At 73.0% G+C, this 25,081-nt stretch carries 28 protein-coding genes and 1 pseudogene; 12 read left to right on the top strand and 17 right to left on the bottom strand.

The window, feature by feature from the left end; genetic code table 11:
* The first annotated feature begins 1 nt into the window (after position 1).
* Genes AC0GKK_RS16860 through AC0GKK_RS16850 form a run of 3 tightly spaced genes read left to right on the top strand, consistent with a single transcriptional unit; the run spans position 2 to position 1,658 of the window.
* Positions 2 to 517 carry an Asp23/Gls24 family envelope stress response protein gene (locus AC0GKK_RS16860; RefSeq protein WP_346102114.1) on the top strand — a complete coding sequence of 172 codons (516 nt, stop codon included), beginning with the start codon at positions 2 to 4 and terminating at the stop codon, positions 515 to 517.
* A complete protein-coding gene (locus AC0GKK_RS16855; RefSeq protein WP_489882062.1) occupies positions 514 to 1,059 on the top strand; it encodes a DUF6286 domain-containing protein in 546 nt (181 codons plus the stop codon). The genes AC0GKK_RS16860 and AC0GKK_RS16855 overlap by 4 nt, the downstream gene beginning before the upstream one ends.
* Positions 1,059 to 1,658 carry an Asp23/Gls24 family envelope stress response protein gene (locus AC0GKK_RS16850; RefSeq protein WP_489882061.1) on the top strand — a complete coding sequence of 200 codons (600 nt, stop codon included), beginning with the start codon at positions 1,059 to 1,061 and terminating at the stop codon, positions 1,656 to 1,658. Before AC0GKK_RS16855 ends, AC0GKK_RS16850 begins: the two co-directional genes overlap by 1 nt.
* A 66-nt stretch (positions 1,659 to 1,724) precedes the next feature.
* Here the strand turns inward: AC0GKK_RS16850 and AC0GKK_RS16845 are convergent, their stop codons facing one another.
* Together AC0GKK_RS16845 and AC0GKK_RS16840 are read right to left on the bottom strand one after the other, a co-directional pair.
* Positions 1,725 to 2,351 carry a DUF8692 domain-containing protein gene (locus tag AC0GKK_RS16845; RefSeq protein ID WP_489882060.1) on the bottom strand — a complete coding sequence of 209 codons (627 nt, stop codon included), beginning with the start codon at positions 2,349 to 2,351 and terminating at the stop codon, positions 1,725 to 1,727.
* 371 nt (positions 2,352 to 2,722) lie between these two features.
* Positions 2,723 to 3,697 (bottom strand): aldo/keto reductase, encoded by a 975-nt coding sequence (locus AC0GKK_RS16840; RefSeq protein WP_346102106.1) that lies wholly within the window; start codon positions 3,695 to 3,697, stop codon positions 2,723 to 2,725.
* An 86-nt stretch (positions 3,698 to 3,783) separates the two neighbouring features.
* On the opposite strand from AC0GKK_RS16840, the gene AC0GKK_RS16835 reads away from it, so the two are divergent.
* Genes AC0GKK_RS16835 through AC0GKK_RS16820 form a run of 4 tightly spaced genes read left to right on the top strand, consistent with a single transcriptional unit; the run spans position 3,784 to position 8,075 of the window.
* Positions 3,784 to 4,350 (top strand): Chromate resistance protein ChrB, encoded by a 567-nt coding sequence (locus AC0GKK_RS16835; protein WP_489882059.1) that lies wholly within the window; start codon positions 3,784 to 3,786, stop codon positions 4,348 to 4,350.
* A gap of 4 nt (positions 4,351 to 4,354) precedes the next feature.
* Positions 4,355 to 6,880, top strand: coding sequence for a cation-translocating P-type ATPase (locus AC0GKK_RS16830; RefSeq protein WP_489882058.1), 2,526 nt, complete (start codon positions 4,355 to 4,357; stop codon positions 6,878 to 6,880).
* A 20-nt stretch (positions 6,881 to 6,900) separates the two neighbouring features.
* The gene (locus tag AC0GKK_RS16825) at positions 6,901 to 7,614 is read left to right on the top strand and encodes an alpha/beta hydrolase family protein (RefSeq protein ID WP_489882057.1); all 714 of its coding nucleotides are present in this window, start codon (positions 6,901 to 6,903) and stop codon (positions 7,612 to 7,614) included.
* Positions 7,611 to 8,075, top strand: a complete 465-nt coding sequence (locus AC0GKK_RS16820) for an acyl-CoA thioesterase (protein ID WP_217266902.1) — start codon at positions 7,611 to 7,613, stop codon at positions 8,073 to 8,075. The genes AC0GKK_RS16825 and AC0GKK_RS16820 overlap by 4 nt, the downstream gene beginning before the upstream one ends.
* A 61-nt stretch (positions 8,076 to 8,136) precedes the next feature.
* Here the strand turns inward: AC0GKK_RS16820 and AC0GKK_RS16815 are convergent, their stop codons facing one another.
* From AC0GKK_RS16815 to AC0GKK_RS16770, 10 genes are all read right to left on the bottom strand, one after another.
* Entirely contained in the window at positions 8,137 to 8,532 is a 396-nt protein-coding gene (locus AC0GKK_RS16815; protein ID WP_208822834.1) for a hypothetical protein, read from the bottom strand.
* Between the two features lie 326 nt (positions 8,533 to 8,858).
* Positions 8,859 to 9,206, bottom strand: a complete 348-nt coding sequence (locus tag AC0GKK_RS16810) for a hypothetical protein (RefSeq protein WP_208822832.1) — start codon at positions 9,204 to 9,206, stop codon at positions 8,859 to 8,861.
* Positions 9,207 to 9,460: 254 nt separating this feature from the next.
* Positions 9,461 to 10,408, bottom strand: coding sequence for a manganese catalase family protein (locus tag AC0GKK_RS16805; RefSeq protein WP_489882056.1), 948 nt, complete (start codon positions 10,406 to 10,408; stop codon positions 9,461 to 9,463).
* 84 nt (positions 10,409 to 10,492) lie between these two features.
* Complete coding sequence (locus AC0GKK_RS16800) at positions 10,493 to 11,257, bottom strand: nitrile hydratase subunit alpha (RefSeq protein ID WP_251783453.1); 765 nt, start codon at positions 11,255 to 11,257, stop codon at positions 10,493 to 10,495.
* Between the two features lie 81 nt (positions 11,258 to 11,338).
* Positions 11,339 to 11,746 carry a nitrile hydratase accessory protein gene (locus AC0GKK_RS16795; protein ID WP_346102093.1) on the bottom strand — a complete coding sequence of 136 codons (408 nt, stop codon included), beginning with the start codon at positions 11,744 to 11,746 and terminating at the stop codon, positions 11,339 to 11,341.
* Positions 11,743 to 12,375 (bottom strand): nitrile hydratase subunit alpha, encoded by a 633-nt coding sequence (gene nthA / locus AC0GKK_RS16790; protein ID WP_357437183.1) that lies wholly within the window; start codon positions 12,373 to 12,375, stop codon positions 11,743 to 11,745. The genes AC0GKK_RS16795 and nthA overlap by 4 nt, the downstream gene beginning before the upstream one ends.
* Before the next feature lie 3 nt (positions 12,376 to 12,378).
* On the bottom strand, positions 12,379 to 13,083 hold the full coding sequence (gene nthB / locus AC0GKK_RS16785; RefSeq protein WP_482638564.1) for a nitrile hydratase subunit beta: 705 nt from the start codon (positions 13,081 to 13,083) through the stop codon (positions 12,379 to 12,381).
* Complete coding sequence (locus AC0GKK_RS16780) at positions 13,080 to 14,624, bottom strand: amidase (protein WP_489882055.1); 1,545 nt, start codon at positions 14,622 to 14,624, stop codon at positions 13,080 to 13,082. Before AC0GKK_RS16780 ends, nthB begins: the two co-directional genes overlap by 4 nt.
* 125 nt (positions 14,625 to 14,749) lie before the next feature.
* Complete coding sequence (locus AC0GKK_RS16775; protein ID WP_489882054.1) at positions 14,750 to 16,183, bottom strand: ABC transporter substrate-binding protein; 1,434 nt, start codon at positions 16,181 to 16,183, stop codon at positions 14,750 to 14,752.
* A gap of 31 nt (positions 16,184 to 16,214) precedes the next feature.
* Positions 16,215 to 16,589 (bottom strand): ArsR/SmtB family transcription factor, encoded by a 375-nt coding sequence (locus tag AC0GKK_RS16770; protein ID WP_357437190.1) that lies wholly within the window; start codon positions 16,587 to 16,589, stop codon positions 16,215 to 16,217.
* 208 nt (positions 16,590 to 16,797) lie between these two features.
* Here AC0GKK_RS16770 and AC0GKK_RS16765 point away from each other — a divergent pair, with 208 nt between their 5' ends.
* Positions 16,798 to 17,223 carry a nuclear transport factor 2 family protein gene (locus AC0GKK_RS16765; protein WP_489882053.1) on the top strand — a complete coding sequence of 142 codons (426 nt, stop codon included), beginning with the start codon at positions 16,798 to 16,800 and terminating at the stop codon, positions 17,221 to 17,223.
* Positions 17,224 to 17,289: 66 nt separating this feature from the next.
* On the opposite strand, the gene AC0GKK_RS16760 is transcribed toward AC0GKK_RS16765, so the two are convergent.
* The gene (locus AC0GKK_RS16760; RefSeq protein WP_489882052.1) at positions 17,290 to 18,045 is read right to left on the bottom strand and encodes an AraC-like ligand-binding domain-containing protein; all 756 of its coding nucleotides are present in this window, start codon (positions 18,043 to 18,045) and stop codon (positions 17,290 to 17,292) included.
* Positions 18,046 to 18,133: 88 nt separating this feature from the next.
* Positions 18,134 to 18,238, bottom strand: a pseudogene (locus AC0GKK_RS16755) (transposase); the annotation flags it as partial.
* Between the two features lie 39 nt (positions 18,239 to 18,277).
* Between AC0GKK_RS16755 and AC0GKK_RS16750 the strand changes: the two are divergent.
* Positions 18,278 to 18,994, top strand: a complete 717-nt coding sequence (locus AC0GKK_RS16750) for a transposase family protein (RefSeq protein ID WP_482638568.1) — start codon at positions 18,278 to 18,280, stop codon at positions 18,992 to 18,994.
* Positions 18,995 to 19,156: 162 nt separating this feature from the next.
* Positions 19,157 to 19,930 carry an SDR family NAD(P)-dependent oxidoreductase gene (locus AC0GKK_RS16745; RefSeq protein ID WP_357441313.1) on the top strand — a complete coding sequence of 258 codons (774 nt, stop codon included), beginning with the start codon at positions 19,157 to 19,159 and terminating at the stop codon, positions 19,928 to 19,930.
* A 175-nt stretch (positions 19,931 to 20,105) separates the two neighbouring features.
* Here AC0GKK_RS16745 and AC0GKK_RS16740 read toward each other — a convergent pair whose 3' ends face one another.
* The 3 genes from AC0GKK_RS16740 to AC0GKK_RS16730 all read right to left on the bottom strand — a co-directional run bounded on the left by AC0GKK_RS16740 (position 20,106) and on the right by AC0GKK_RS16730 (position 22,430).
* The gene (locus tag AC0GKK_RS16740) at positions 20,106 to 20,381 is read right to left on the bottom strand and encodes a hypothetical protein (protein ID WP_357441315.1); all 276 of its coding nucleotides are present in this window, start codon (positions 20,379 to 20,381) and stop codon (positions 20,106 to 20,108) included.
* A gap of 416 nt (positions 20,382 to 20,797) precedes the next feature.
* Positions 20,798 to 21,145, bottom strand: coding sequence for a hypothetical protein (locus AC0GKK_RS16735; RefSeq protein WP_357441318.1), 348 nt, complete (start codon positions 21,143 to 21,145; stop codon positions 20,798 to 20,800).
* Complete coding sequence (locus AC0GKK_RS16730; protein WP_482638571.1) at positions 21,123 to 22,430, bottom strand: tyrosine-type recombinase/integrase; 1,308 nt, start codon at positions 22,428 to 22,430, stop codon at positions 21,123 to 21,125. The genes AC0GKK_RS16735 and AC0GKK_RS16730 overlap by 23 nt, the downstream gene beginning before the upstream one ends.
* Before the next feature lie 401 nt (positions 22,431 to 22,831).
* Here AC0GKK_RS16730 and AC0GKK_RS16725 point away from each other — a divergent pair, with 401 nt between their 5' ends.
* Positions 22,832 to 24,007 carry a serine hydrolase domain-containing protein gene (locus AC0GKK_RS16725; RefSeq protein ID WP_357438424.1) on the top strand — a complete coding sequence of 392 codons (1,176 nt, stop codon included), beginning with the start codon at positions 22,832 to 22,834 and terminating at the stop codon, positions 24,005 to 24,007.
* An 85-nt stretch (positions 24,008 to 24,092) separates the two neighbouring features.
* Complete coding sequence (locus AC0GKK_RS16720; protein ID WP_405421033.1) at positions 24,093 to 25,055, top strand: alpha/beta hydrolase; 963 nt, start codon at positions 24,093 to 24,095, stop codon at positions 25,053 to 25,055.
* Positions 25,056 to 25,081 lie beyond the last annotated feature (26 nt).

Raw genomic sequence — 25,081 nt, 5'->3', positions numbered from 1 at the left:
GGTGAGCACCGTCGAGCCGGCGGGGACGGCGACCGGGGACCCGGACACGATCCGGGCCACCCGCCTCGCCCCTCCCCCGCCGGACGACACCCCGACCCGCACGATCGACACCGGTACCGGCTCCGCGGGTGCCGACGGCTCCGGCGGCACGGCCCCGGAGGACCGCGGCCGGATCGACGTCGCCGACCAGGTCGTGCAGAAGATCGCGCTCGGGGCCCTGGAGGAGACCGAGGGTGTCGGTGGCACCACCGGCACGGTCGGGCGGATGCTCGGCCGCGACGACTCCGGCGGCCACCCCCGCGTCGAGGCGACCGTCTCCGGGCAGTCGACCCGGATCGACGCGCGGATCTCCGTCGCCTACCCGTCCCCGGTGGCCGCGGTCTGCGACCGCGCCCGCGCGCACGTCGTGCGGCAGGTCGAGGCGCTGACCGGGTTGTCCGTCGCGCGGGTCGACGTCGTCGTCACCGCACTCACCGTCCCGGGCGCCGCCCGGCCGGCCGCGAGGGAGCTCGAATGATCCGCCGCCCCCGCAAGTCCCTCGCCGCGGGCATCGTGGCGCTGGTCCTGCTCGCGCTCTGCGTCGTCGTCGCCGTCGCGGTCGTACAGCTGCTCCTCGGACAGCAGCCGATCATCGACTTCGGCGTGCTGGGGTCCACCGTCGCCGGGTTCACCGGAGCCGACGTGCCCGTACTCGTCGTGTCCGGTCTGGTGGCGCTGGTCGGGCTGGTGCTCGTCGTGGTCGCACTGCGGCCGGGCACCCCGACCGTGTTCCCGCTGACCCCGGCGGGCGGAGCCGAGCACCTCGACTCCGGGATCACCCGGCGCAGCCTCAACCGGGCGCTGGCCGACGCCGCCACCGGCGTCGACGGCGTCACCAAGGCGTCGGTGAAGAGCACCGGGCGCCGCGCCGCCGTCACCGCGCACGCCGCGTTCGGCGAGCGTGCGGACCTGCGTGACCGGGTCCGCAGTGCGGTCGCGCAGCGGCTCGACGCCGTCGGACCGGCACGCAGCCCCAGGGTCACGGTGTCCGTGACCGGCACGAAGCAGAAGGAGGCGTGATGGCCAGCGCGATCCCACCGGCCCGGCTCAACCGGACCCTGCTGTTCCTGATCGGCCTCGTCCTGCTCGCCGCGGGCGTGTTCGGGCTGCTGTTCGGCACCGGCGTCCTGCGCCAGGTGCTCCCCGGGATCGACCCGTCGGTCCCGCTGCTGCCCGCCGGTCTCACGCTGCCCGAGTGGGCGCCGTGGGTGACGCTCGCCGTCGCCGTCGTGGTCGGGCTGCTGGCGCTGCGCTGGCTGCTCGCCCAGGCCCGGCGCAGGCCGCGCACCTCGGCGTGGACACTGCCGTCCGCACAGGTGGCGGGCCGGGACGCCGGGACGACCCGGATCCACTCCGACCACGCCGCGGACGCACTGGCCGCCGACATCGAGAGCTACGACGGCGTCCAGCGCGCCGCCGCCGCGCTCGTCGGCGACCGCCGCCGTCCGGAGATCCACCTGGACGTGACCGCGGACGACGGTGCCGACCTCGCCGCGCTGCGCACCCGGATCACCGACCACGCGCTGCCGCGGCTGCGGTCCGCACTGGACATCGAGTCCGGGCGCGCCGATCTGGTGCTGCGCCTGGCCGAGGAGAAGGAGCACTCGCGGGTGGGCTGAACACCGCACGGACTCACGACGACGGGGCCCCGGATCACCGGGGCCCCGTCGTCGTGTGCGGGTGGGTCAGCGGGACCGGTCGACGAACCCGGCGCCGGCGATCCGCAGGCCGCTGCCGCCCGCCATGCGGAGCAGCCCCGCCATCGCGATGACCAGACCGGCCATCTCGAAGGTCTCCTCGGTGCCGGCCAGGACGTTGTAGGTGAAGGACTGAACGTCACCGGTCTGCTCGAACAGGGCCCCACCGGCCGACTCCAGCCCGACCGCGCCGAGCAGGAACACCGCCGCCCCGGCGACGACGAGCCAGGCCCCCGGCCGGCGCAGCACCATCGGCAGGCACAGCGCCGCGACGACGGCGACGAGCACCGCGGCCGGGATGATCCAGGCGTAGGTCAGGAAGCCGCTCGTGCCGAGCGTGGTGTGGATGATCCAGCCGACCTGTTCGTGGTTGGCCGCGGTCTCGTCCATCGCGACGACCGCGCAGGACAGGCTGAGCAGGATCCAGCGCCACCGCTCGCGACGCACCGAGTTCGCCGCGATCAGCGCGAGCAGCGCCGCGTTGGTCAGGTGCATCGCCGAGCTGAACCAGGTCGAGATGTTCAGCTCGGTGCCCAGCCGGATCGGGGCGGGGATCTCGAAGCCGGGCCGCCCGATGCCGTAGACGGCGGCGCCGTAGTGGGCCAGCGCCAGCACGGCGACGATCGCGGCGGCGGTGCCGACGACCGGCCCGCGACGCAGCAGCGCCAGGTGCGGTGCGCCCGGCGCGGCGGCCTGGGCCTCGGGCGACGGCTCCGCGCGGGACGGGCTCGCGGCCCGGGCGCCGCCGCGGGCCGCGGGCCGGCCCCGGCGTCCTCGGCGCAGCGCGGGATGACGACCGTGGCCGGGTCGTCGTCGGCGCTGTGCGCGCCGCGGCCCTGGGCGCCGTGGCCCTGGGCGAGATGGTCCTGGGCGGTCATGTCCCCTCCTCCTCACCACGCGGCCGGGCGGCATCGGTGGACGACGTCGACTCCGACCGCCAGGTGGCTGGAAGGTAAACGAGCGTATGTCCGCCGGGAAACGCGGGGTCAGCTCCAGGGGCGCGCGGAGCGGGTGGCCCAGTAGTGCTCGGCCGGTTCGGCCAGCGCGGCGAGCTCCTCGGCCGCGTCCGCGGGCAGCGTGAGCTCCGCGCCCGCGAGGTTCGACGCGAGCTGGTCGGTCCCGACCGGGCCGAGCAGCACCCGCCACGCCCACGGGTTCGCCAGCGCCGCGGCGACGGCGATCCGGTCCAGCGGCACCCCCGTGCGTGCCGCCAGCGCCGCCGCCGCGCGGGCACCCTCGGTGCCGTCCTCACCGCCCGGGGCGAGCCTGCCGTTCGCGAAGACCTCCTTCACGATCACCCGGGCCCCGGCGTCGGCGGCCTCGGCCAGCGCCGGGCCCACCGAGGGTTCGAGCGGATTCCAGGTGCTCTGGAACGAGGTGAACAGCGGCTCGCCGTCCACCCGGACGTCCAGCGCCCGGCGCACCGCGTCGCCCTGGGCGGGGCCGGAGGTGGAGATGCCGACCCGGATCCCCCGGTCGCGCAGGTGAGCCATCGCGCGGTGGACGCGCCCGTCGTCGAGGACGCCGGTGTCGAGCGTCGCGGAGTGCACGTGGTAGGTCCCGAGGTGGTCGCCGAGCAGCTCGCGGCTCAGCGCGTACTGCTCGGTGAAGGCGTCGAGCGAGTGGTCCTTGACCTCGTGGGTGTCGGCGTCGGTCCGCCACCCGCCCACGTAGCGGTAGCCCCACTTCGAGCCGATCTCGACGGGGTCCCCACCGCCGGTGACCCCGGGCCGGTCGGCGAGCCAGCCGGCGAGGAACTCCTCGGCGCGGCCGTAGGAGCGGGCGACGTCGAGGTAGCGGACGCCCGCGGCGTACGCGGCGTCGAGCAGGGCGCGGGAGCGGTCGCGCAGGGTGGCGACGTCGCGGTCGTCGCCGAGCTCGTCGGCGCGGCCGGAGGTGATGTAGGCGGGGCGGGCGATCGCGGCCAGGCCGAGGCCGAGACGGTGGGCGGGGGCGGGCATGGCCCCAGCCTGCCGCACCCGACGGCGGCGCCGCACCCGACGAAACACCTGTTGCACGCCGGTGCCGGCCGGTACCGTCCCCGGGCATGACCGATGCGCCGCCCGGTGGCTGGGTCCTGCTGCTCGCGCAACTGCCCGCCTCCCCCTCGAGCCCCCGGGTCACGCTGTGGCGCCGGGCCCGCGCCGCGGGCGCGGTCGGCCTGCAGAACGGCGCCTGGGTGCTGCCGGCGACCGGCGAGCACCGCACGTTCCTGGAGGGGCTCGCGGCCTACGTCCGCGAGTCCGGCGGGACCGCATACGCGCTCGACGTCGCCGCCGGGACCAGCGACGACGGCATCGTCGCCCGGATCCGCGCCGAGCGCGGCAAGGAGTTCGCCGAGTTCACCGAGCGCGGCGACGCACTGCTGGCGGAGCTGGAGAAGGAGTCCTCGCGGGACAACTACTCCTTCGCCGAGCTGGAGGAGAACGAGCAGGACCTGGAGCGGCTCACCCGCTGGCTGGCCACGATCTCGTCCCGGGACTTCTTCCCCGACGAGCGCGGCAAGGACGCCGAGGCCCTCCTGGACCGCTGCCGGCACGCGCTCGACGCGTTCACCGCCGCCGTCTACCGCGCCGAGGGCGTGGCCCCCGACCTGCCACCGCGTACGGACTGAGCCCGTGAGCAGCGGGGCGCACGCCGCGACCGGTGCGGCCGTGGTCGACGACCTCGGTACGGACGCGCTGCGGGGCCTCACCGGCGCCGAGGCCGCGGCGCGGAGGAGGCGGCACGGCCCCAACCGGTGGGTCGTCCCGCGTCGGGTCACCTTCCTGCGGGTGCTCGCCGACGAGGTCACCGAGCCGATGATGCTGCTGCTCGCGGCGATCGCGGTGCTCTACGGCGTCTGGGGGCGGTTCGACGACACCGTCGCCGTCGTCGTGATCATCGCGGCGGTCGTCGGGGTCGAGGTGTTCGCCGAGTTCCGCGCGAAGTCGGTCATCGCCTCGCTCGGCGAGCTCACCGCCCCGACGACGCCGGTGGTGCGCGACGGGAGCACCGTCTCGGTCGGGGTCGACGACATCGTGCCCGGCGACCTCGTGCCGCTGGCCGCGGGCTCGCGGGTGCCCGCCGACCTGCGTCTGGTCGAGACCTGGGGGCTGCGCGTCGACGAGTCGACCCTCACCGGGGAACCCGTCGCCGCCCCCAAGGACGCCGCCCGGGTGCTCTCCGGCGACACCGCGCTGGCCGAGCGGGCGAACCTGGTGTTCGCCGGGACGACGGTCGTCGCCGGGTGGGCCCGCGGCGTCGTCGTCGCGACGGGGACGGCCACCGAGCTGGGCACACTCACCGGGCTCGTCGCCGCCGCGCGGCCGCCCCGTACGGCACTCCAGCAGGCCATGCGCGAGCTCGCCGGCAGCCTCGCGACACTGGCGATCGCGTTCAGCGTGCTCGTCCCGCTGGTCGGCGTGCTGACCGGGCGGCCGTGGCGGGAGATGGTGCTGACCGGGCTCACCCTGGCCTTCGCGACGGTCCCGGAGGAGCTGCCGATCATCGTCAGCCTGGTGCTCGGGCTCGGCGCGTACCGGCTGTCGCGGCGGCGCGGGCTGGTCCGGCGGCTGCGCGCGGCGGAGGCCCTCGGGCTGGTGACGGTGCTCGCCACCGACAAGACCGGCACGCTCACCTGCAACCGGATGACCGTCGCGCGGGTCGAACCGGCCCCGGGCGTCGACGACGACACCCTGCTCGGCCTCGGCGCGGCCTGCACCGAGACCGCCCCCGAGCCCGACGGCGGCTGGTCCGGTGACCCGACCGACGTCGCGTTCCTCGTCGCGGCCCGCGACCGGGGCCTGCCGACGCCCGCCGAACCGGTCGCCCGGTTCCCGTTCGACCCCGGCCGGGAGACGATGACGGTCGTCCTGCCCGCCGGCGCGTCCGGCACCGCCACGGTGGTGACCACCGGCTCGCCGGAGTCGGTGCTGGCCCGCTGCGCGGCGCCGTCGCCGGAGACCGCGGGCCGGGTCGCCGCGCTCGCCGCCCGCGGCCTGCGGGTGATCGCGGTGGCGAGCAGGCCGGCGTCGCAGGTCCCGGCGACCGTCGGCGACGCCGAGCGCGACCTCGTCCTCGCGGGGGTCGTGGCGCTGTCCGACCCGCCGCGCCCGGGCGCCGCCGAGGCCGTCGCCGCCGCGCGGCGGGCCGGGGTGCGGGTGGTGATGGTGACCGGCGACCACCCCGCCTGCGCCCGGGCCGTCGCCGCGGAGGTCGGGATCGACCCGGACCCGGTGCTGACCGGCCGCGACCTCGACGGTCTCGACGACGCGACGCTGGCCGCCGCCGTCGCGTCGACGCCGGTGTTCGCCCGGGTCTCGCCCGCGCACAAGCTGCGCCTGGTCACGGCGCTGCAGGCCGGCGGGGAGGTGGTGGCGGTGACCGGGGACGGCGTGAACGACGCCCCCGCGCTCGCCCGGGCCGACGTCGGCGTGGCCATGGGCTCGTCGGGTACTGACGTGGCGCGCGAGGCGGCCGGGCTGGTCCTGGCCGACGACGACGTCTCCACCCTCACCCGGGCCCTGCACGAGGGCCGCACGCTGCACGGGAACCTGCGCAAGGGCGTCGCCTACTACCTGGCCTGCAAGGCCGGGCTGGTCGCGACCGTCGCCGCCGGGGTGCTCACCGGGATGGCCGTACCGTTCACCCCGATCCAGATCGTGGTGCTGGAGATGTTCATGGACATCGCGGGGAGCGCGACCTTCGCCGCGGAACCCGCCGAGCGCGACGCCATGACCCGCCCACCGCGCGACCCGGGTGCACGGTTCCTGGACCGGGCCCTGCTCGGCGACCTCGCCGCGGGGGCGGCGGCGCTGTTCGCCGCCGTCGGCGGGCTGTACCTGGTGACCGCCTCGCAGACGGTCGCGTTCGTGGGCTGGCTGTCCGGGCACCTGGCGCTGGCCTGGGTGATGCGCACCGAGCGGACGCCGGTGCTGCGGGCGGGGCTGTTCGCGAACCGGTTCCTGCCGTGGTGGACGGTGGTGACCGCCGTGGCGGTGTGGGTGGTCACGACCGTGCCGGTGCTGCGGGAGACGCTGCGGCTCACCCCGCTGACCGGTCCGCAGTGGACGGCGGCGGCGCTGGTGCCGGTGGCCGCGGTCGCGGTGCTGGAGCTGCGCAAGGCCGGGCGGCGGGCCGCCACGGGGCGCCCGTCGGAGTGATCCGTGCTAGACCACCGGTCGTGAACGGATCGGTCCTGTCCCGCCCGGCCCCCGAGCCGCCCCGCTCCGTCGCCGTCGGCGACGACCCCGACCAGGTCATGGACCTGTGGCCGGACGGTGGGCCCGGGCGCCCGCTGGTCGTGCTGGTGCACGGCGGGTTCTGGCGGCCCCCGATCGACCGGACGCACCTGCGGTCGACGGCGGCCGCGCTGAACGCACTGGGGCTGCCGGTGGCCTCGCTGGAGTACCGCCGGGTGCCCGGTGAGCCGGACGCGACGGTCGCCGACGTGCTCGCCGGTCTGCGGGCCGCCCGCGCCGTCGCCGGGCCGGTCATCGCGGTGGGGCACTCCGCGGGCGGGCACCTGGTGCTGCACGCCGCGGCCGTCGAGCCGTCGCTGGTGCGGGCGACGGTGCCGCTCGCCCCGGTCGCGGACCTCGCGCTGGCCGACGCGGAGGACCTCGGCGACGGCGCGGTCCGCGCCTACCTCGGTGGCCCGGCGGCCGGGCGCACCGACCTGGACCCGGCGGCGGGCCCGCCCCCGCCCGGGCCGGTGACGATCGTGCACGGCGACGCCGACGACCGCGTCCCGCTGGGCGTCTCCCGCTCCTACGCGGGCCGGCACCCGTCGGTGCGGCTGGTCGAGCTGCCCGGCTGCGACCACTTCGCGGTGGTGGACCCGCTGTCGGCGGCCTGGGAGACGGTGACCCGGGAGATCCTGGCGGTGGCGACGTGACCGCGCCCGGCGGCCTGCCCCGCCATCAGCTCACGATGACCGTGCTGATGACGCCGGACATGGCGAACTTCTCCGGCAACGTCCACGGCGGTGCGATCCTGAAGCTGCTCGACCAGGTCGCGTTCTCCTGCGCGAGCCGCTGGGCCGGGACCTACGTCGTGACGCTCTCGGTGGACCGGGTCCGCTTCCGCGAACCGATCTACATCGGCGAGCTCGTGACCTTCCTGGCGTCGGTGAACGACACCGGGCGCAGCTCGATGGAGATCGGCATCCGGGTCACCACGGAGAACATCACCGAGCGGACCCAGCGGCACGCCAACAGCTGTTACTTCACGATGGTCGCGATGGACGAGCACCGGCGTCCGGTGCCGGTCCCGGAGCTGGTCCCGTCGACCGACACCGAGCGTCGTCGCCGGGACGAGGCGCGCCGGCGTCGCGAGGCACGCCGGGCCGGCGGCTGACCCCGGACACGACGGTGCCCCGGGACCACACGGTCCCGGGGCACGTCGCGGTACGGGAAGGTCAGTTGACCGAGTCGCCCGCGCCGGAGGTCTGGCCGCAGTTGTCGGACTGGTCGGTGGTCGAGTCGCCGGAGACCGCCTTGGCCTCGCCACCCAGGCCGAGGGCGCCGGTGATGCCGCTCAGCAGGTTCGCGTCCTCGATCGGGGCCTGCACGCCCAGCACGTTGACCGGGATGTTGTTGTTGCAGACCTGGATCGGCACGTTGACGTTGTTGCCGTTCAGGCCACCCGCGAGCAGGCCCTTGGCGTCCTTGTCGATGTGGCCCGACTCGTGCTTGCCGTGGTGCTTGCCGTCCTTGGCGGAGTCGCCCGCGTAGTCGCCGGCGAAGGCCAGCGGGGAGACGGCGAGCAAGGACGCGGCGGACGCCGCGACGATGATTCCGGCCTTCTTCAGCACAGTTCTTCTCCTGATGAGGTCTCAGGGCCGTGGTGAAGGCCCCGTTCCATGACGGCACGCTGACAAAAGGGGGAGCCCGTGCCGACTGGCTGCGAATCTAGCTGCGCGGGAGAGCCCGAACAATTCTTCTACCACCATCGGGTGGCCGAATTACTTTCCGTTCGGATACTCCCACGATCGGGTCGAATGCGATCGGGGCGAACCGCCCGGAGCGGCGCCGGGACCGGCGACGACGACCACGGCGGGTGGTCACGCGACCCTGCCCCGGACACGGACGTGCCCCGGGACCGCGAGGGTCCCGGGGCACGTCAGCGACGAGGAGTCGGTCAGTTGACCGAGTCGCCCGCGCCGGCCTCCTGGCCGCAGGTGTCGGACTGGTCGGTGGTGGAGTCGCCCGACACGGCCTTGCCCTTGCCCGCGATGCCGGCGGCACCGGTCAGGCCGTTGCCCGCAGCGGCGTCCTCGACCGGAACCTGGACACCCAGGACGTTGACCGGCACGTTGTTGTTGCACGCCTGGACCGGGACCTGGGCGTTGTTGCCGTTGGCGCCCGCGACGAGACCCTTGGCGTCCTTGTCGATGACGCTGTCCGAGCCGGCGAACGCCAGCGGCGACAGGCCGATCAGGGCGACGGCGGACACGGCGGCGACGAAACCGGCCTTCTTCTTCTGCACAGTCTTCTCCTGGTGAGTCACGGATCCATTCGGATCCGGGCACGTGCCGGCCCGACGACAAAGGGGGGAGCCCGAACCGGCTGAGAAGAACCGTAATGGCGGGAAAGGTGCCCATCAAGCTCAGAACACCATCGTGGGGAACAATCACCGAGCGTCAGATATTCACACGATATGGTGTCGTCGCCGAGTCGGCGGTTCTGCACGACGACGGGGCGGAACCGCGTCCGGTCCCGCCCCGTCCGCCCGGACGTGCGTCAGCCGACGCGACCCCACTGACCTGCGGGCTCGTCACCCTCCATCTCGGCGACGGCCTGGACCATCGCCAGCAGCTCCGGGTCGAGTCCCGGTCCGAACTCCTCGGGCCGTTCGACGGCGATGTCCATCGGGACGCCGTCGGGCGCCTGCGCGGTCGACAGCGTCGTCCCGTCGTTCGACGGCGACGGACCGCGGTAGAGCTTCCCTGCCTCGGAGAGCTGGTCGAGGCTGAACGTGTACTGCTTGCTCTGCAGACCCTGCTCCAGCAGCGTCGCCACCTCGGGGAACTTCTCGGCGTTCGTCTTCGGGATCGGCAGCAGCGTGTTCCAGTTGACCCCGAGCGCCTCGAGCGCCTTGGCGTAGGCGTTCTCGTGGGCCTGGTCGCGCACGATCAGGTACGCGATCGTCGAGCGCGCCGTCCTGTTCGCCGTCATCTCGTAGAGCCGGCACTTCTGCAGCCGGCCGGTCGACTCGAGCATGAGGTTGTAGAGCAGGTTGAGCGGCAGGTTGCCGCTGTCGTAGACGTACTTGCCCGTCCACGGGTCACCCTGCGCGTCGACCGGCAGCGCCCCCTGGGCCCCCACCAGGTAGTGGTGGATGTTGCCCTCGGTCAGGGCCGCGCTCAGCGGGGTCGCCCCGCCTGCGCCGGGCGTGTCCATGTCGTCGGGCGCGCTGCCCTGGTAGCGGGGCGAGCCGTCGGTGAGCCGGGCGATCGTGGTGGCGATCAGCTCGACGTGCCCGATCTCCTCGGTCCCGACGCCGTAGAGCAGGTCACGGAAGGGCTTCCCGTCCGGACCGCGGAAATTGAAGCTCTGGAACAGGTACTGCATCATCGTGCGCATCTCGCCGAACTGGCCACCCAGCCCCTCCTGCAGCGCATTCGCCGCGGCGGGGTCGGGCTCGTCGGGGACGATCTCGTTCAACAGTCGCTGGACGTGCAGGAACACGGGTGACACCTCGTGGGCTGTGGGGCGCGACCCCTTCCGGGGTCGTGGACACGGCCTGCGGGGTTGAAGCCGTCGGACCCCGGCCTACCCGGACCCCGTGGGTCCACACCCACGCGCAGTCCGCACGGCCGCGGCCGCCGCGGCGGGCCAGGCGGCGTAGACCTCGGCCGACGGCGCGGCGGCGACCGCGGCGGCGAGCAGCGGGCGCAGGTCCGGGCGGTCGGTCCCGACGGCGAGGACGAGTGCGACCGCGCGGAGCTGCCACGGCCGGTCGAGCAGCCGCTCGTCGAGGTCGTACCCGGGCAGGCCGCGGGCCCACCGGGCGTCCGGCGGCGCCGGGGACGGGGCGGGGTCGAGACCCCGCAGCGCCGCCCGGCTGACACGTCCCTCCAGGTCGGCCGGGCCGTCGGTGCACCGCGCCGGCGCCCCCGGGACGACCAGGTGGTGGACGCGGGCCGAGTCCGACCAGATCGCGGTGCGGACCCCGGGGCCGGTGTCCCCCGCGACGTCGAGCAGGTACTCCGAGCGCGGCCGGTACCAGCTCGGGGGCACCCCGAGCACCGGCCAGCCGCTGCACCCGGTCGCGGCGGGGAGCACCACGTTGCGGACACCGGGGGTGTCGCGGTGGGTGCGCCAGACCCGGCCGCACCCACAGCGGCCGAGCCGGGCACCGGCCGCGTCCGCGGTGTCCGGCCGCCCCGTGCCGGTCCAGATCCGGGCGACCGCACGGGCACCGGCGCGGGGGCCGACCTCGTCGGCGTGGTGGTCGTACCAGCGGTCGATCGTGGCGGCGGTGGTGAGGCCGTGCCGGAGCACCGCGCGTTCGGCCAGGTTGACCAGCAGGTCCACGGTGCCGCCTCCGATCGGGGTGTCGGGAAGGACGGGCGGGACCGGCCCGCGGGGAGCGCGGACCGGTCCCGCACGCGTCGTTCAGCGGGCCGGGTCGATCGCGACCGGCTCGCGTCGTGCCTCGTGGTGGTTCGCGTTGCGCGGCGTGGCCAGCACCTGGCGGGTGCGGTCGTCGAGCGCGACGGAGTCGGACAGGGCCCCGCTCGCGGCGAGCGTGTGCTCGAGCGCGTCCAGCCAGTGCTGGTAGTAGCTCCAGGGCTCGCCGCCGTCGCCGTTCTCCCAGGCCTTGATCGCCTCGACCAGGGAGAGCTGGAACTCGCTCCACTCGTAGTGGCCCTCGTGGTACGCGGCGACCGCCATGGCGAAGGCCCGCAGCTCCCACGGCTCGGTGAACGGCTTGTCCGCCCCGGGCATGTCGCAGACGAGCTTCTCGATCCGGCGGCGGGCGTCGCCCAGCTCGGTGGCGTCCGCGCGGACCCCGGTGCTCATCCGCGGGCCGCCTCGGTGAACACGGGCTTCGGCTTGCCGACGCCGATCATCGAGTCGCGCGTGACCAGCGCGGCCAGCTCGTCCTCGGAGAGGTGCTCGCTGCCGGCCGGGCGCTGCGGCAGCACCCAGTAGCGCAGCTCGGAGCTGGAGTCCCACACCCGGATCTCGACGCTGTCGGGCAGCGACAGGTCGAAGTCCTCGGCCAGCACCTTCCGCGGCTCACGCACGATGCGGGCACGGAACGGCGGCGCCTTGTACCAGTTCGGGGGCAGCCCGAGCACCGGCCACGGGTAGCACGAGCACAGCGTGCAGACGATGACGTGGTGGACGTCGTCGGTGTTCTCGACGGCGACCATCTCCTCACCCTGCAGGCCGCCGACACCGAGTTCGCGGCAGGCGGCGGAGGCGTCCTCCAGCAGGCGCGCCTTGAACTCCGGGTCGGTCCACGCCTTGGCGACGACCTTCGCCCCCAGCTGCGGACCGACCTCGTTCTCGTAGACCTCGGCGAGACGGTCGACCGCCGCGGTGGTCATCACGCCCTTCTCGATCAGCAGCGACTCCAGGGCCTTGACCCGGGCGGTGATCTCCTCCTGCGTGCGGAGCGGGGTGTCGGTGGGCTTCGCGGTCATGGGTCAGGCTCCCTGGGTGGCGGGGACGGGCGAGAGGTACGGCTCCCACACGTCGAAGTAGTTGACGCCGTTCGGGTCCGCGTACTCGGCGCCCCACAGCTCGGCGGCGTCGAAACGGACGGTGTAGAGGTGCTCGGGGCAGTCGCCGAGCCCGTTGCCGGCGGTGTCGGGGTAGAGGTAGGTGCCGTGGGCCGCGCTGATCACGCCGCGGCGGCCGCGGATGTAGCGGGCCCGGCGGGTGTGGCCGTAGGGGCTCTCGGAGGAGATGACGACCTCGTCGCCGACGGAGAACTGCGCGACCTTGTCCGACTCGCGGTGGGCCGGGAACCCGTTGGTGACCGCCCAGTCGACGAACTCGACGATCTCGGTGTCGGTCTCCCGCTCGGGGAGCGGCGCGTCGGGGTTCTCGAGGTAGTGCCGGGTCCGCGCCTCCAGCTCGGCCGGGTCCAGCACGCCCGCGGCCTCGGCGTAGTGCTCGACCGTGTGCATCCAGTGCTCGTAGTAGTTCGAGATCAGGTACTCGGCAGGGTCCATCTTCTCGATGCCGTGCCGGAACTGGTCCACGTTGAACAGCCCGGCGCGGGCGCTCTGCGCGAACATGGAGAAGGCACGCTTCTCCCAGTCGGCACGGAACACGGGCTCGGACATGTGGTCGTTCTCGACCTTGCCCAGCCCGTCGGTGCCGCCGAGATCGAAGACTCCGTTCACTGCCGTCCTCCCACGGTGGTGAGGGCCGGCGGAGCGGGGAAGCCGCCGACGGCCTGCTCGAAGGTGTGCGCGACCCGCAACACGGTCGCGTCGTCGAAACGCCGGCCCACGATCATCAGACCGGTCGGGAGCCCGTTCACGAGCCCGGCCGGGACCGACGCGGCCGGGTGCCCGGACACGTCGAACGGGGCACAGTTGCCGATCATCCCCAGCGCGGTCGGCAGGTAGCTGTCCAGATCGGCGTCGAGCCCGAGCAGCTCGGGCGCGGTGTAGGGCACGGTCGGCATGACCAGCACGTCGTAGCCGGTCAGGGCCGCGTCGTAGGCCGCTCGCACCTCGAAGGCCAGGTTGCGGGCCATCCCGTAGTAGGCACCTCCCGCGTGGGCGAAGGTGTAACCACCCGAGAGGCCGACGAGCTTGACGGTCTTGGACAGCTCCGACCCGCGGGCGTGACGCCCGCGGTGGTAGTGCGCGATCAGCTCCGGGTCGTAGAGACCCGGGTAGTTCATGCCGTAGGCGTTGCCGTCGATCATCTGGTGCGCGGCTCCCTCGGTCCCGATGACGTTCCAGACCGCCATCGCGTCCAGGTGCCAGGGGATCGAGACCTCCTCGGCGACCAGACCCGCATCGGTCAGCGTCCCGATCGCCGCACGCACGGCCTCGTCCACGGCCGGGTCGCTCTCCGGGCGGGCGAAGCCCTCGGTCACGATCCCGACCCGCAACCCGCCTGCCGACCGCTCCAAGGCAGCCAGGTAGTCGACCGGCTCGAGCTCGGTGGGCTGACGCACATCGAGCCCGTCCACCCCGGCGATCACACCCAGCATCAGTGCGGCGTCGGACACCGTGCGGGTGATCGGGCCCAGATGGTCGATCGTGGCCTCGATGGGGAACGCACCGGTGTAGGGCACCAGGCCGTGGGTGGGCTTGTGCCCGACCGTGCCCGAGAACGCCGACGGCATACGGATCGAGCCGCCCTGGTCACCACCCACGGCCATGTCGACCGCCCCGGACCCGACCAGCGCCGCACTACCCGACGAGGACCCACCCGAGATACGGGTCGGGTCCCAGGGGTTGCCCACCGGCCACGGCCGGGAGGTGAAACTGCCCCCGGAGAAACACAGGTCCTCACACATCGCCTTACCGGTGATCGTCGCCCCGGCGGCCAGCAGGCGGGTCGCGACCGTCGCGTCACGGGAGGGCACGAACCCCTCCACCGTGGCCGACCCGTTGGTCATCGGGACCCCGGCCAACGCGATGTTGTCCTTGAGCGCCACGGTCCGCCCGGCCAACGGGCCCTCCGCCGCACCGGTCACCGACGTGGTCACGTACCAGCCACCCAGCGGGTTGTCCGCCGGCTCGGACCACTCCCGCTGCGGGGCCTGCGGCGCCGACGCCCGATAGAGCTCCTCGACCCGCTCCGAGGACGCCAGCGTCGCAGCCACCGCCGGACCGAACTCGGCCAACTCCGCCTCGGACAGACCGAACGCATAGTGCTTGTTCAACGCCGCCAGACGGGCGGCATCAGGGGGTGGAATCGCCATCAGGTGGTGCTCCTCACATCGGGGGATGCGAGAAAGCTAGGGTTCATGCCTGCACATGTCAATCAATACAGACGCATTGACACGAGGTCTGACACACCCGTCCCACCTCTGTTACATGCGCGTATTCACGACCGTCCCTCGCTGTCGTTCATCGAGCCGAAGGTCGCGCCGCGGGCGGCCGCGAGGTGCAGCGGCTGCTCGACGTGGTGGTGGCCGTCGAGCGCCAGGGTGCCCCGCGGGAGGTCGTAGCGGCCGGACCGGATCTCGTCGGCGACGGGCACCGGCTCGGTCGAGCGGGCGGCGCGGGCCGCGGCGGACCACACGTGGATCGCCTCGAACATCGACTCCGACAACGACGACAGCGGCGCCGCCCACTGGCCGAAGCGGGCCCGGTAGCGCTTCAGGAGCGACCCGTTGCGCTCGGTCTGCAGGTGCTGGAAGTAGCCGGAGACACCGTGGATCCCCTGGGAAGCGTGCAGTCCGATCCGCTCAAGGGTGGCCTCGTCCATCGCGGGGCCGAGGCTGACGGTCCGGTCGCGCAGACCCATTGCGTGGCACTGACGCTCGAACGCGGCGGCGTCGGCGCCCACGAACGTGTTGAGCACGATGTCGGCGCCCGAGGCGGCGATCCGCTCGACCAGCGGGGCGAAGTCCCGGGCCCCGAGCGTGGCGTAGCCCTCGCCGACCAGCACCGCGCCGTGCGCCGGGAGCACCTCCCGCGCGGCGGCGTTGACCGCACGGGGCCACACGTAGTCGTTGCCCGCCAGGAACCAGCGACGTCCACCGGCTGCCCGCATGACCGGTCCCGCCGCCGTCACGATCTGGGTCGCGGGCCGCTCGCCCAGCCGGATCCGCAGCCGGGACTCGCCGCCGCCCTCGTTCATGTTGGTGTGCACGACGAGCACGTCGCGGCCGGTCAGGGCGGTCGAGACGGCGTGGTAGGTCGCCGAGGTCGTCGTCAGGAAGACGGTCCGGCAGCCGGCCCGGGCCAGCCGCAGCGCTTCCAGGGTCCCCGTGCCGGGGTCGGTGGCGTCGTCGCCCACCATCAGGTCCAGCGGGCGCCCGCCGACACCACCCGACTCGTTGATCTCCTCGACGGCCAGGGCCGCCGCGTTCGCGACGGCCGAGGCGAACACGCTGCCCGACCCGCACCGGCTGGTGAGCACACCGATGCGGGGGCCGTCCGGGGCGTGGTCGGGAACCGGGTGGCCGCGCCGACGCATCAGCCACTCGAACCCGAGCCGGTCGATCTCGGCGTCGAGCCGGATCCGCGTCCCGCCGGGCGCGGCGGAGAACCGCAGCCGGATGCGGCCCTGCCAGGGCTGGTCGTGGGTGATCGTGATGGTGCGCGGTCCGCGGAGCTCGCTGATCCGGCCGAGCACGTCGACCGGCGGCCCGCCGGCGATGGGCGCCCGCAGGGTGACCGGCTCGCCCACCGCGACCCGGTCGCACGCCGCACCGAACAGCCAGCCCGCGCCGGAGTCGCGCCCGAAACGTCCGAAGACGACCGCCGGGTCGGCGGCGACGAACTCCTCCACCGCGAGCGCGATCGTCCCCATGGGGGTCAGTCTCCCGGCACGGAGGGTCCGGTCATCCGGTCGCGCCCTCCCGGTCCGTCGCGGGACGGCTCTCCACGGCGGAGCCCACCTCGCCGAGCGAGGACTGGAACAGGGTGCGCAGCAGCGCGATGACGTCGGCGGCCGCACCACCGGGCTCGATGGAGTAGTAGCGGTACCGGCCGGAACGGCGCTCGGTGATGAGCCCCGCGACGCGGAGCACCCGCAGATGGGTGGAGACGGCCGTGCGGCCGACCGAGGTGATGTGGTCGGCCAGGTCGCCCGCGCTGACCTCGTCGTGCTCGGAGAGCACGGCCAGGATGCGGCGGCGGACGGGATCGGCGAGCGCGTCGAAGGCGGGGCCGGCGTCCCGGCCGGCCCCGGCCGACGCGTCAGGATCCGATGACATGATGCCGAGTCTAACGCGGACGGACCCGCACGGTGGCCCGGCCGGGCCGAAGCGCCGACACGACGGGGAGGCCCGCCGTGCAGGGCGTGGCCGGCGACACCCCGGTCCGTGCACGCTGGCGTGCAGTCGTGTCCAAGGCCGCCGGTGGAGTCCGCTCCTAGCGTCGGGTTCCAGGACCCCGTCACGGGACCGGACCGGAGGATTCATCATGATCAGCACGGACACGCTCGCCGATCCCGAGGAGATCCGCGCGCTCAACGCCCGCTACAACTTCGCGGTCGACCAGGGGACCCCCGAGGAGTGGGCCGCCACCTTCTCGACGGACGGCGTGTTCCACGCCCTCATCGAGGGCCAGACCCCGAAGGGCCACGCCGAGCTCGCGGCCTTCGTCCCGCTGTGCCGGGACACCTTCGGCCCGATGCGGCACCTGACCATGAACGAGGTGGTCTCGGTGTCCGGTGACACCGCCACCCAGACCTGCTACCTGCTGTTCTTCGCGAACACGGCGGGGACGGTGAGCGGCACCGTCTGCGTGTACACCGACGAGCTGGTCCGCGAGGACGGCGCCTGGCGCTACCGCGACCGCAAGGTCGCGCCGGTCATGCCGTTCACCAGCTTCGCCCCGCCCGCCTGAGCGCGGCGGGCCGGTCGGCCCGGGTCCGGCGAGCCCACCGCTCGCCGGGTCCGGGCCGTCGCCGTCTCAGGCCGGGCGCAGGTCGGCGGGCCGGTGGCCGCGGTGGGTGCGGAAGGCCCGGTTGAGGTGGGAGAGGTCGAAGAAGCCCCACCGGGCGGCGAGGGCGGTCAGCGACTCCCGGCACGCCGGGTCGGCGAGGTCACGGGCGCAGGCGTCCACCCGTAGCCTCGTGACCGTCTGGGCGTAGGTGTGCTCGAAGTCCCGGAAGACGTTGTGCAGTGTCCGCACCGACACGCCGAAGTGCGCCGCCACCCGGGCGGCCGCGAGGTCGCCGTTCCGCAGGTTGTCCTGCAGGTGGGTGCACACCGACGTGTAGAGCGACGCGGCCAGCGTGCGGCGGCCGGCGCCGCGGGCCTCGTCGGTCGCCCCGCAGGCCGTGGCCAGCAGGGTCGTGAAGCCGGAGCTGACCGCGCGGGCCTCGGCGTCGCCCAGGTCCTCGACGGCGTCCCACACCGACCGCATGGTGCCCGCGACCACGGCGCCGAGTGCGCGGGAGCCGTCGACGGTGGTCGTCGTGACGTCGTCGGGCCGCGCCACCAGCGACATCAGCCGGTCGCGGGGCACCCGGAACGACAGCGACCGCCAGTCCCCGGCGTAGTCCAGCCGGAACGGCCGTGTCGCGTCGAACAGGGCGAACGAGCCCGCCGGGACGTGGCAGGTGCGCCCGCCCTGGGACCCGACGCACGATCCGGCGAGCTGCAGGTTGACGAAGACCGTGGCCTCCGCGGTCCGGGCGACCTCCCGCGTGCCGTGCAGGTTCACCTGCCCGACCGGCCAACAGAGCAGCGAGAATGTGATCCCAGGTGCCGTCACCGCTGTAGCGGCGGTGACGCTTCCACAGGGCCTGCCACGGACCGAACTCGACCGGGACATCACGCCAGGCCAGCCCGCACCGGAACCGGTAGATGATCCCCTCCACCACTCTGCGGTGATCAGCGAACGGGCGTCCTGGCATCCCGTCCGACGAGGGCAACAACGGCTCAAGTCGGGCCCATTGGAGATCGGTCAGGACCGCACGACGCGACACCTGCTGATCATCGCGCAGACCCGAACGGCCGAGTTAGGAGACACGCCCTACGCCGAGTTGGCCTGCGGGTTCGGGGTCGGCACCTCCACGGTCTACCGCTACATCCAGGAGGGGATCGAGCTGCTCGCCGCGAAGGCCCCCACCCTGGAACAAGCCATCGAGGTCGCGAAACGGAAGGCGTTCGTGATCCTCGACGGCACCCTGTTGCGCATCGACCGGGTCGGGATGGCATCGGGCTACGACCGGGCGTTCTACTCTGGAAAGCACAAAGCCCACGGACTGAACGTGCAGGTCATCGCGGACCCGGTCGGCCGCCTGGTGTGGATCTCCCCGCCGATGCCGGGCGCGCGGCACGACATGGGCGCAGCCCGCGAGCACGGGATCATCGACGCCCTGGCCGAGCATGAGATCCCCGCCGCGGCCGACACCGCCTACCAAGGCGCCGGTCCTACGGTCGCCGTGCCGCAGCGGCGTCGACGTAAGGACCCCGACACCGGCCGATTCCGGAAGCTGTCACGACACCAGAAGGACGTGAACACCGCCCACGCCCACCGTCGCGGACCGGGCGAGCGGGTCAACGCCGAGCTGAAGAACTGGCGAGTCCTGCGCAAGATCCGGTCCAGCCCGAACACCGCCGACAGGCTCATCGCCGCAGTTCAGACCCTCATGATCGCCAGCGCGTGATCAGGTTGGCAAAGGCTCAGTGGGTGACGCGGCCCGCACCGCGACGGCGACGCCCGCGTGAGACCCGGCGGTGCGCGCCGGTGCACGGCCGTCCGGGCGCCGCGGCCCCGCTCCGGCCGAGGCTCGGTCCCGTCAGCACGACCGGCGAGAACGGAGACGACCATGGAATTCGACGGCAGGACGGTCCTCATCACCGGAGCCGCGGGCGGGATCGGCGCGGCGGCCGCCGCGGCGTTCGCGGCGGAGGGCGCCTCCCTCGCGCTCGTCGACCTCGACCGCTCCGCGCTGGAGAAGGTCGCGGCCGGGCTCGGCGTCGACGACGCCCGGGTGCTGCTGCACGTCGCGGACGTCCGTGACGAGCAGCAGGTCGAGGGCTACGTCGCCGCCACCCGCGACCGTTTCGGCGCGATCGACGTGTTCTTCAACAACGCCGGCGTCGAGGGCGCCACCGGCCCGCTGGTGGACACCGACCTGGAGACGGTCGACACCATCCTGTCGGTCAACGTGCGCGGCTCCTTCCTCGGGCTCAAGCACGTGCTGCGGGTGATGACCGCACAGGGCCACGGGTCGGTGGTGAACACCTCCTCGATGGCCGGGGTCATCGCGTTCGCCGGGCTGGGCGGCATGTACACGGCGTCCAAGCACGCCGTCGTGGGCCTCACCCGCGTCGCCGCCGTCGAGGCGGCGCCGGCCGGCGTCCGGGTCAACGCGGTGTGCCCCGGGCCGGTCGACACCAGGATGATGCGCTCGATCGAGAACGGGATGTCCCCCGACGACATCCCGGGCGTCCAGGAGCAGTTCGCCGGGCTCACCGCGCTCAAGCGCTACGCGGACCCGGCCGAGATCGCCTCGGTCGTGCTGTTCCTGGCCTCGGACCGGGCCAGCTACGTCAGCGGCAGCATCTACACCGTCGACGCCGGGATGACCGGGATCTGATCCGGGGCCGCCGGCCGGTGTCGGCGTCGGGCCGCCCGGTGGCGACGAGCGCACCGAGCACCAGCCGCGCCCGCACCGGACGCTGCTCCCCCGACCCGCTCCTCGGGCCTCGTCCGGGACCGGCCGGCGCGCCCGGGGTCCGCCGGCCGCGCCCGGCGTCCGACGGCACCCGGCATCATCCGGGCCGCAGCAGTGCCACGAGCTCGTCCGGCCGGTCGAGGGGCACGATGTGCCCGCAGTCGTCGAACAGATGCCCGTCGAGGACGTCGGCGACCCCGCGCAGCTGGTTCTCCAGCGCGCGGCCGACCGGCGCGGCTCCGACCGCGGTCGTGGGCACCGTCAACCGGGCACCGGCCACCGCCGTGGAGATCTGGCGTCCGGTCTCGGGCAGCGACCGGTAGAGGGCGAACGCACAGCGGAGGGCGTCCGGGCGCGCGAACGTCCCGGCCATCGCGGATCGCAGATCCGGACGGATTCCGCGCCCGCGAGTGCCCTGGTCGAGGAACCACCCGGCGTACGCCGCCTCGTTCCCGCGCAGCACGCCGGCTTCGCCGACAAGGTCACCACAGAACTGTCACTCGGTGGGTGGGGCTGGCACCACGAGGCAGGCATCCACGCGCTGCGCCTCATCCTCGCCGGGATCTTCGACGAGCTACCCGATCTGCAGATCATCAGCGGGCACTGGGGCGAGATGGTCCCGTTCTACCTCCCACGCCTCGAAAGCGTGTGAGGGGCAAGCCTCCGTGGGTTCAAATCCCACCGCCACCGCCAGCCTGACCAGGCAGAACGCCGGACCTCCCAACAGGGAGCGTCCGGCGTTCTTGGTCGTAGTCTCAGTTCTAGTCTCATTCCCCGCCGGTGGTCCGGTCAGCAGAACCGCGGGAACGAGTGGCACAACCGGTTCTGCACCCGGCTGGCGACCCGCTCAGCGAACGCGCGTCTCGGCCCCGCGGGGATCTGGGTGATGCGCTCGTTCACCTGAGCGAACGCTCGACCGATCGGGCTGTTCGGGTTGGTCGGCGGGGGCGGGGGTGCGTTCGGATCTTGCGGAATGCAGCCGACGCCACATGTCGGCGGTGGTGGCTCGCTGTTGCCGTCGTCCTGAGCGAGAGCGACCGACGAACCCAACAGCAGGAACGCGACGACCAGCGATAGCACGGCCAGCAGCGAGCGACGCACGATCTCCCCCTCATCACACCCGTCCGCCCGGATCATCCGGACAGTCCTCATCGTTTGATTCGTCCGCCGTGTCATCAGCGTTAGCCCCGCCCGACATCCCGCCTTCACCGGAAGGCTTGACGCTGAACTGCCAGATCAGCCCGTCGACGCGGCTCGCGATGTCGCGCTGGATGGCCGAGGTGACGTGCTGGTGGCGCGCGGCCATCGCGGTGTGCGACCAGCCCATGATGCCCATGACGGCGCGCTCCGGGACGCCGAGCAGGAGCAACACTGTCGCGGCGGTGTGGCGGGCGTCGTGCAGCCGGCCGTCTCGCACGCCGGCCCGGGCGAGGAGCTTCTTCCAGTCGTCCCAGTCCGTGCGCGGGTTGAGCGGACCCCCCGTCGGGGTGGCGAACAACCAGTCACCGTCGGTCCAGAGCTGCGCCGCCAGGTCGCGTTCCCGATCCTGCTCGACGCGATGCGCGCGCAGCAGCTCGACGAGCTCCGCCGGGAGCCCGATACCCCGACGGCCGGCCCGGGACTTGGTCTCGGCGGTCTCGGGCCGAAGGGGTACACGGTCCGGGCAGTGGCCGGCGTACTTCCGGCCGCAGGTGTCGCCGCACCCGTGCTGCCACCGTGGACGCAGCCGGCCCCGGCGCACGAACATCGACCCGGCGTCGAGGTCGACGTCAGCCCACTTCAGGCCGAGCGCTTCCCCTTGGCGCAGCCCGAGCGCGAGTGCGACGGCCCAGCGGGCACCGTTCCGGCCGTCGAGCGCCGACTTCAGCAGCATCCGGATCTCGTCGACGGAGTACGGCTCGATCTCCGTCTCGATGAGGCGGGGCGCCTTGGCCAGGGTCGCGGGGTTGCGCCCGATATGCCCGCGTCGCACGGCCTCGTTGAGCGCTGTCCGGACGGTGCGGTGCGCCTGGTGTGCCGTGGCGGCCGCCTTGCCCTCGCGCATCATCCGCACGTAGAGCTTCTCCAGGTGCTCCGGCTCCAACCGGTCGAGCCGGTGCTTGCCGATCCCCGGGATGAGGTGCACGTTCACCGCGACCCGGTACCCGGAGATCGTGTTGTCCTTCACGAACGGCGCCGCGATGTTCTCGACCCAGTGCGTGAGCCACTTCTCGACCGTCCACGAGCGGCCGGGCTTGCGCACCGTCCCGCCGTCCCGCTGCCGTTCCAGAGCCCGCACCTTGCGCGTCACGTCGGCTTGGGTGCCCATCACGTGCCGCCGGTCGGGCCGGCCGTCATCCTTGACGCCCACGGTCACACGGCCGTGCCAGTAGCCGTCCTTCCCGAGGTAGATGCTCGACGCCCCGTTCGGTGTCCGAGCCATCACGCCGCCCCCAGCGTGCGCAGCCGTCTGACGACGCAGCGGCTGTGACCGTCCGCCCCCACGGTGGGACGACACCTGCTCGATCGCTACGGAAGGTGCGGAGAACCAGCTGATACGGCCCGGCGTGTCGACCGAGGAGCGGGCCTACGCGTCCGGCTCGTGCCGCGGACGATGGCTCCGACTGCGCACACCGCGAATGGGCTGGACACCGCGTCCCTGTGGTCGGCCGTGGTCGACCTGCCGGCCGGCGCCGGACCGCCACATGGCGGGCAACAGGTCGAGATTCTCGTCGCGCCGTCGGTTACCTACCGGTGTGGCGCCGACCACACTCGAGACCGTCGTCGGAAGACGTCCCGCAGGCCTGTGGGCGTCGCGACCAGATCTGAGCCAACGGAGGTTCCGTGTCGAGGAACATTGAAGGATCCCGCATCGACCAGGTGCTGCAGGGGGCAGTGGACGCCGGTGCCGTACCGCACGTGGCCGCGATCGCCGCGGACGCCGACGGCGTGTTCTACGAAGGGGCCGCCGGAGTTCGGCTCGACGACGCCGGTGCGAAGCCTGTGTCGACGTCGACCCATTTCCGCATCATGTCGATGACCAAGATGGTCGCCACCGTGGCCGCGCTGCAGCAGGTGGAGCGCGGTGAACTCGATCTCTCGGCCCCGGTCGAGCGCTACGTTCCCGACTTCGCCGAGCTGCAGGTCCTCGACGGCTTCGACGGTGACACCCCGCGCCTACGCGCACCGAGGTCGAAGGCCACCGTCAAGCAGCTGATCACCCACACCTCGGGACTGACGTACTGGTTCTGGAACGAGGACCTGGTCAAGTACGAGCAGGTCACCGGCATCCCCAACGTGGTGCCAGGAGACATGGCCGCGTTCAAGGCGCCACTGGTCGCCGACCCCGGCACGAAGTTCGAGTACGGCATCAACACCGACTGGCTCGGCCGCGTCGTCGAAGCCGTCGCCGGCTCGACCCTCGACGTGGTGATCAAGGAGAACATCACCGGTCCGCTCGGCATGGACGACACGATGTTCGCCCTCGACGAGGCACGCCAGGCGAACAAGACGCCCGTGCACGTCAAGGGCGAGGACGGCAAGTGGATCTCGGCGGGCAACGTCCTGCCCGACGACCCGCAGTGGTGGGCGGGTGGCCACGGTCTGCACTCGACCCCGCGTGACTACATCCGCTTCGAGCGGGCGTTGCTGCGCGGCGGTGAGCTGGACGGTGTACGGATCCTGAGCCGGGAGACCGTGGACGCGGCGTTCACCGACCAGCTCGACGGCGCTCCGATGCCGACGGAGATCAGGACGGCAGACGCTCCGATCACCGACACGCTGAAGCTCGGTGAAGGGTGGACGTGGGGCTACGGGCTGCTGATCAACACCCAGGACGTCCCCGGCGCCCGGCGGGCCGGGACGGGCGCGTGGGCCGGGCTGTTCAACACCCACTTCTTCATCGACCGCACCACCGGCATCTGTGCGTCGATCTACACGAACTCGCTGCCGTTCATCACCGAGCACGAGGCGTGGAAGCTCTACGGGGACTTCGAGGCCGCCCTCTACGCTTCGCTGTGATCGTCGACCCGCCGCGACGCTGCACCCGCCGGCAGCGTCGCGGCGGTCGTCGTCTCCCTGCCACCGCACCCTGTCGGAGGAGCCTGTGTCGTCCAGAGCCCGGCCGGAGTTCGACCCGGAGCTGAAGGCCGGCCTCGCCGTGGTCGGTGGTGTGTTCCCGCCGACCATCACCCCGAACCTGATCGCGTTCATGCGGCGGTCTTATGCCTCCCCGCCGATCGACGACACGCTGCGGGGACGCGCGATCACACACAGCGAGCACACGATCGCCGGCCATCGAGGCGAGCCGATCCAGGTGTCGGTGCTGCGCCCCACCCGAGCCGGCTCCCCCCGGCCCGGCATCGTCTTCGTCCACTCCGGTGGGCTGATGTTCGGCGACCGCTTCAGTGGAGCCGACCTGGTGCTCGACTGGGTCGACAACCTCGGCGCAGTCCTGGTCGCCGTCGAGTACCGGCTCGCGCCGGAGTTCCCGGACCCCTTCCCCCGAGAGGACTGCTACGCCGCGCTGGAATGGGCGGCGGCGACGGCCGGGCAGTTGGGCATCCGCCACGACCGGCTCATGGTGGCCGGGGCCAGTTCCGGTGGTGGGCTCGCGGCCGGGATGGCGCTCGCGGCGCGGGATCGCGACGGCCCAGCCCTGTGCGGCCAGGTCCTCGACTACCCGATGCTCGACGACCGCGGCGTCACCGCCTCAACCGGCCAGTTCGACGGCGTCGGGGTCTGGGACCGCGTCAGCAACGAGACCGGCTGGTCCGCGCTGCTCGGCGAGGCGCGCGGTGGGCCGGACGTCTCCCCGTACGCGGCGCCGGCCCGGGCGACGGACCTGTCCGGGCTCCCGCCTGCCTTCATCGACGTCGGCGCCGCCGAGATCTTCCGCGACGAGGCGATCGCCTACGCCGACGGCCTCTGGGCCGCAGGTGGCGACGCCGAGCTGCACGTCTGGTCCGGCGGGTTCCACGCGTTCGACATCTTCGCCCCGCACACCGTCGTCGCCCGAGGCATGGTCCGGACGCGGAACAACTGGGTCGAGAAGATCCTCGCGGACTGATCCGGTGACCCACGCCACTAGACTGC

This window comes from Pseudonocardia sp. P-1 (genome assembly GCF_058111925.1).
The sequence above is the reverse complement of the archived record's forward strand: the minus strand, read 5'-3'. Positions and strand labels throughout refer to the sequence as shown.

Excerpts from the sequence above, each read along its gene's own strand:
- AC0GKK_RS16855 (WP_489882062.1), top strand. The coding sequence starts at position 514 with ATGATCCGCCGCCCCCGCAAGTCCCTCGCCGCGGGCATCGTGGCGCTG.
- AC0GKK_RS16850 (WP_489882061.1), top strand. The coding sequence starts at position 1,059 with ATGGCCAGCGCGATCCCACCGGCCCGGCTCAACCGGACCCTGCTGTTC.
- AC0GKK_RS16840 (WP_346102106.1), bottom strand. The coding sequence starts at position 3,697 with ATGCCCGCCCCCGCCCACCGTCTCGGCCTCGGCCTGGCCGCGATCGCC.
- AC0GKK_RS16835 (WP_489882059.1), top strand. The coding sequence starts at position 3,784 with ATGACCGATGCGCCGCCCGGTGGCTGGGTCCTGCTGCTCGCGCAACTG.
- AC0GKK_RS16795 (WP_346102093.1), bottom strand. The coding sequence starts at position 11,746 with ATGAGCACCGGGGTCCGCGCGGACGCCACCGAGCTGGGCGACGCCCGC.
- nthA (WP_357437183.1), bottom strand. The coding sequence starts at position 12,375 with ATGACCGCGAAGCCCACCGACACCCCGCTCCGCACGCAGGAGGAGATC.
- AC0GKK_RS16780 (WP_489882055.1), bottom strand. The coding sequence starts at position 14,624 with ATGGCGATTCCACCCCCTGATGCCGCCCGTCTGGCGGCGTTGAACAAG.
- AC0GKK_RS16775 (WP_489882054.1), bottom strand. The coding sequence starts at position 16,183 with ATGGGGACGATCGCGCTCGCGGTGGAGGAGTTCGTCGCCGCCGACCCG.
- AC0GKK_RS16770 (WP_357437190.1), bottom strand. The coding sequence starts at position 16,589 with ATGTCATCGGATCCTGACGCGTCGGCCGGGGCCGGCCGGGACGCCGGC.
- AC0GKK_RS16765 (WP_489882053.1), top strand. The coding sequence starts at position 16,798 with ATGATCAGCACGGACACGCTCGCCGATCCCGAGGAGATCCGCGCGCTC.
- AC0GKK_RS16745 (WP_357441313.1), top strand. The coding sequence starts at position 19,157 with ATGGAATTCGACGGCAGGACGGTCCTCATCACCGGAGCCGCGGGCGGG.
- AC0GKK_RS16740 (WP_357441315.1), bottom strand. The coding sequence starts at position 20,381 with ATGGCCGGGACGTTCGCGCGCCCGGACGCCCTCCGCTGTGCGTTCGCC.
- AC0GKK_RS16735 (WP_357441318.1), bottom strand. The coding sequence starts at position 21,145 with ATGATCCGGGCGGACGGGTGTGATGAGGGGGAGATCGTGCGTCGCTCG.
- AC0GKK_RS16730 (WP_482638571.1), bottom strand. The coding sequence starts at position 22,430 with ATGGCTCGGACACCGAACGGGGCGTCGAGCATCTACCTCGGGAAGGAC.